Source organism: Meiothermus luteus (assembly GCF_003574085.1).
Lineage (GTDB): Bacteria > Deinococcota > Deinococci > Deinococcales > Thermaceae > Meiothermus > Meiothermus luteus.
Genome location: NZ_QWKZ01000139.1, coordinates 1 through 5,153 on the forward strand (window position 1 = coordinate 1; position 5,153 = coordinate 5,153).

Below are 5,153 nucleotides of genomic sequence, written 5' to 3' on the forward strand. Positions count from 1 at the left end.
CCCTGGTACGGGCCATTGAGGCCCATGGGGGGCGGGTACACCTGAAAAGCCCGGTGAGGGCGGTGTTGCTCGAGGGGACCAGGGTTGTGGGGCTGCGGCTGGGGGACGGCCAGGGGGTTACCGCCCGGGCGGTGCTGTCCGGGACCCACATTCAGAAAACCCTCGAGCTGCTGCCCTCTGAGCGGGTGCCGGAGGAGGCTCGGGGCGTGCGGGTGGGCAACGGCTTTGGCATGGTGCTGCGGCTGGGCCTTTCCCAGAAACTACGCTACCGGGCCTGCCCGGAGGACCAGGCCAGGGTCGGGCTGGGCCTCCTGATCACGGGTGAGCGGCAGCTAGACCGGGCCTACGGCGAGTACTTGGCCGGGGAGCCCGCCCGCGATCCTCCCCTGGTGGCGATGAGCTTCAGCGCGGTGGATGAAACCCTGGTCCCTCCGGGGGGGGAGGTGCTCTGGCTTTGGGCCCAGTACTACCCCTACCGGCTGGCCCGGGGGAGCTGGGAGGAGCGGGCGGAGGAGGCCCGGGAGGCCATCCTGCAGAGCTTTGAGCGCTATGACCCCGAGGTGCGGCAGAAGATTGTGGCCGAGCTGGTGCAGACCCCGCTTTGGCTCGAGCGGGAGTTTGCCATGCCCAGCGCCAACGTGATGCACTTGGAGATGGGTCCCGACCAGATGTTTATGCTTCGCCCATGGTTGGGGGCCCACGGCTACCGCTTCCCGGGGATTAGGGGGCTCTACCTCACCGGGGCCAGTACCCACCCGGGCGGGGGCATCATGGGGGCCAGCGGGCGGAACGCGGCCCGAGTGCTTTTGGCCGACCTGAGCCGAGGGCGGCTTTAGCCGCCTCGGGGCGGGGGCCGGCCCGCTGTGCGCTTGGTCAAAGCTCACAACCGGCTTTGGCCTGGCCCGGTACTGTGAGGGGGCGGGGGTAAGGCGCATTGGAGGAAGCCGGGGATAGATCCGCTCAGAAAGCCCGTTCTGGGCCGCAAGGAACTGCCCAGAGCCCTGGGCTTCTGGCTGCTTTGGGAGAGGCGGTCCGCTGCCTTTCCCTCTCAGAGCATGAGGAGGCCCTGCGGGCCGCCTTGGGGGCGCTGGCGCGGGGCCTGGGGGTGCCCTGGGCCTACGCTCGAGGACTGGCCCTCCCCGGGCCGGTCTGGGCCTCCCTGGAGGGGGAGGGGTTTCCCCTAGAGGCCCTAGACGGCCTGGTAGGGGGGCTTTCCTCGCCCCTGGTGCTGGAGCGGGCCCCGGGTGGGCTGGGGGGCCTGCTGGCCCTGCCCTTGGCCGGAGGGGGGGTGTTGGCCTTCGCGGACCGGCGGCCCCGCCGCTGGAGCCCGGAGGAGCAAGGCTACTTGCGGGTGGCAGGGGCGCTGCTTTGGGGTTTCAAGGAAGGTTGGAGGGCGGAGGAGCTCTGGCGGCACCTCGAGCTCCTCTTCAAGCTGGGCTGGGGGCTTTCGGCGGAGCTGGATGGGCCTGGGGTTTTCCGCTACTGCGTGGAGGCCATCGCCGAGACCTTCGGCTACAACCTGGTCTCCATCTACCTAAAGGAGGGGGACGAGCTGGTCCTGCAGCACCAGGTGGGCTACGCCGAGTGGCTCGAGCGGGTGCCGATTGGCAGCGGGGTGATGGCTCGTTGCGTGCGCTCAGGGAAGCCGATGCTGGTGGAAGACGCCGCTCAGGACCCGGATTTCATCTACCCTATGCCGGGAATTCTCTCCGAGGTGGCGGTCCCCCTCAGGGTGGACGGAAAGACCATCGGGGTGCTCAACGTGGAGAGCACCGCCCGCAGACTGGGCCCTGCCGATCTAGAGCTGCTCAAGCTGGTGGGCCGGGCGGTGGGCCTGTTCTTGGAGCGGGACCTGGCGGTGCGCCGCCTGGTTTCCAGCCAGGCCGAAAACGCCCGGCTGCTCCAAAAGACCCAGGCCCAGGCCCGCCGCCTGGGGCTCTTGTACGCCCTCTCGCGCGGGCTGCTTTCGGTGCAGAGCTCGGAGGAGGCCACCCGGCTTTTCGTGGAGGAGCTGCACAGCAGCTTTGGCTATGGGCTGGTGGCGGTCTACTACCTGGAGGGCAAGGTCCTGGTGGCCCGGCACCACCGGGGCTACTACCTGAACTATGCCCGCATCCCACTGGGCCAGGGGGTGACCAGCCGCTGCTACCTCTCGGGCCATTCCATCCTGCTTCAAAACCCCACCCAGGACCCCGATTTCCTGGTGGTGAACGAGCGGGTCTGCTCGGCCCTGTTCGTGCCCATCCGGGTAAGGGGAGAGGTGGTGGGTACGGTGAACGTGGAGGAGGACAAGCGCCTTTTAGATGGGGCTGACCTGGAGCTGGTGGAGGCGGCCACGGCCCTGCTCCAGGCCACCCTTGAACGCCTCCAGACTTTAAACTCCCTGGCCCAAAGCGAGCAGCGCTTCCGCACGCTGGTTGAGCACCTGCCCCTGGGGGTCCTGCTCTTTGACCCCGGCACACTGGAGATACGCTACGCCAACCCCAAGATGCACGAGCTTCTGGGAGTAAAAGAGCTTCGGGGAGTTTCCATGGCCCAGCTTTGGACCGGGGACAACACCCACCACGTCCTGGCCCGGGTGGAGCGGCTGCGCCGGGGAGAGCCGGGGCTTCCTTGGATGGAGCAGCCCCTGCACAAGGCCGATGGGGGCCTTTTGGAGGCCGAGACCACCGGCCTTGCCCTGCCCCAGGAGGGGCTGATCCTGAGCATCGTGCGGGACATCTCCGAGCGGAAGGCGGCCGAGCGGCGCATGGAGTTTCTGGCCTTTCACGACCCGCTCACCGGTCTGCTCAACCGCGCGGGCCTGGTGCGCCAGGCTGGGGCCCTGCTGCGGCCTGGGGGCTCGGCCACCCTTTTGTACATAGACCTGAACGAGACCAAGATGGTCAACGACGCCTACGGCCACCCGGCCGGCGATGAGCTTATCCGCCAGGTGGCCGAGAGGCTGCGGGGGCTGCCGGTGGCCGCGCTGGTGGCCCGGGTAGGGGGGGACGAGTTCGTCTTGTTGCTGGAGGGCCAGCCGCCCCCCGAGGAGCTGGGCCGGATGCTCCGGGTGGCCCTGGAGGCCCCCTTCTGGGTGGCCGACCGGGAGCTGCACATCACCCTGAGCGTGGGGGCGGCCTGCTACCCCGAGCACGGCAAAGACCTCTCCGAGCTGATGCGGACTGCGGATGTGGCCATGTACCAGGCCAAGCGCGGCGGCCGGCTTTGGCTAGGGTACACCCCCGAGCTGGACCAGGGCCTCAGGTCGCGGCTGGAGGCCCTGCAGAGGCTGCGGGGGGCCCTGAAGAAGAAGCAGATCCAGCCCTACTTCCAGCCCATCGTGGAGCTGAGGAGCGGTGTCCGCTGGGGCCTGGAGGCGCTGGCCCGCTGGGTGGGGGAGGGGCTGCCGCCAGACCTTTTCATTCCGCTGGCCGAGGAGGCCGGGCTGGTTCACCAGATTGACCGGCTGGTCCTGTGCCAGGCCCTCCGCCTCACCGCTTCGCGGGAGGAGCGGTTGACCCTAAACCTCTCACCCCGCAGCCTGCTGGACGAAAACCTGCTCCGCTGGCTGGAGCGGGTGCTGGGCCAGTGGGGGTTCCCTGCGCATCGGCTGTGGCTCGAGGTCACCGAAAGCGTACTTATGGACAACCCCGTACAGGTGCGGGCGCGGCTTGGAGCCCTCAAGGAGATGGGCCTAAATATCGCCCTGGACGACTTCGGCAGCGGCTACTCCTCGCTGTCCTACCTGAGCGAGCTGCCCATTGACCTCATCAAGATTGACCGCCGCTTCACCGCGGGCATCGGGAAGAGCCAAAGGAGCGAGGCGATTTTGCGCAGCGTGGTGGCCCTGGCCCAGAACCTGGGGCTGCTTTGCCTGGCCGAGGGGGTGGAGCGTCCAGAGCAGAGGGCCTGGCTCCAGGAGGTGGGCTGTGCCTTGGGCCAGGGGTACTTGTTCGGGCCGCCCCAGGCCTTGGAATAGGGCTTCAGCCTTTCAAAAGCTGAGCACGGCCTTGATAACCGCCTCCACCTGGGCCTCCTCCAAGAAGGGGTGCATGGGTAGGCTCAGCACCTCGCGGGCCGCGGCCTCGGCAACGGGAAGCCTCCCCTCCTGGGCCAGGTGCCGGTAGGCCGGCTGCAGGTGGGCCGGGAGGGGGTAGTGCACGCTGCTGCCGATGCCCTGGGCCTGCAGGTGGGCTGCCAACCGGTCGCGCTCAGGATGCCGCACGGTATACTGGTGGTAGATGTGGTGGGCGTAGGGCATCTCGCAGGGGGTGAGGAGGCGGTGCTTTAGGGCCTCGCTGTAGCGGCTTGCGATGGCCCGGCGGCGGGCGTTCCAGCCCTCTAGATAGGGCAGCTTGACCCGCAGGATGGCGGCCTGAAGGGCGTCGAGCCTCGAGGTATACCCCAGGGCCCGCACGTGCTGGTAGCGCACCTTGGAGCCGTGGGTGGCGAGCAGCCGGGCCTCCTCCGCCAAGGCCGGGTCGGCGGTGGCGATAAACCCCCCGTCGCCGTAGGCCCCCAGGTTCTTGCTGGGGTAGAGGCTAAACGCCCCGGCCTGACCCAGGGTGCCGGCCATCTGGGCCTGGCCTTCCCCCAGGTAGCGGGCCCCGATGGCCTGGGCGGCGTCTTCTAGGACCAACAGCCCGTGCTTTCGGGCGAACGCGAGTATCTCGCCCATGGGGGCCACCTGGCCGTAGAGGTGTACCGGCAGGATGGCCTTGGTCCGGGGGGAAAGGGCCCCTTCCAGCAGGGCGGGGTTCAGGTTGTAGGTGTGGGGCTCAATGTCCACCAGAACCGGCCGGGCCCCCACGTGCAGGATGGCCTCGAGGGTGGCGATAAAGGTGAAGGGGGTGGTGATAACCTCGTCCCCAGGCCCTACCCCCATGGCCCGCAGGGCCAGGATGAGGGCATCGGTCCCGGAGGCGCAGCTCACCACCTGGGGCACCCCTAGGTAGGCTGCCAGCTCCTCCTCCAGCGCGGCCACCTCGGGGCCGCCCACAAAGCCCCCGGAGAGGAGCACCCGCTGTATGGCCGCGTCAATCTCGCTTTTGAGCTCCTGGTATTCGCGCTTTAAGTCAAGTATCGGTACCATTCGGCGCACCTGCTCTAGGTTACCGGGTCTTGCCCGGAAGGAAAGCCTACCGGTAGACCCCCCGCCCCAGCCAGAGCCC

At 68.4% G+C, this 5,153-nt stretch carries 3 protein-coding genes; 2 read left to right on the forward strand and 1 reads right to left on the reverse strand.

The genetic code is table 11. The features are described from left to right. Together Mlute_RS14005 and Mlute_RS14010 are read left to right on the forward strand one after the other, a co-directional pair. Positions 1-836: phytoene desaturase family protein (locus Mlute_RS14005; protein ID WP_147371109.1), on the forward strand; the 836-nt coding region annotated here is incomplete at its 5' end. Positions 837-1,018: 182 nt separating this feature from the next. Next, the gene (locus tag Mlute_RS14010; RefSeq protein ID WP_119361191.1) at positions 1,019-3,961 is read left to right on the forward strand and encodes an EAL domain-containing protein; all 2,943 of its coding nucleotides are present in this window, start codon (positions 1,019-1,021) and stop codon (positions 3,959-3,961) included. A 12-nt stretch (positions 3,962-3,973) separates the two neighbouring features. Here the strand turns inward: Mlute_RS14010 and Mlute_RS14015 are convergent, their stop codons facing one another. After that, positions 3,974-5,074 carry a DegT/DnrJ/EryC1/StrS family aminotransferase gene (locus tag Mlute_RS14015; RefSeq protein WP_119361192.1) on the reverse strand — a complete coding sequence of 367 codons (1,101 nt, stop codon included), beginning with the start codon at positions 5,072-5,074 and terminating at the stop codon, positions 3,974-3,976. Positions 5,075-5,153 lie beyond the last annotated feature (79 nt).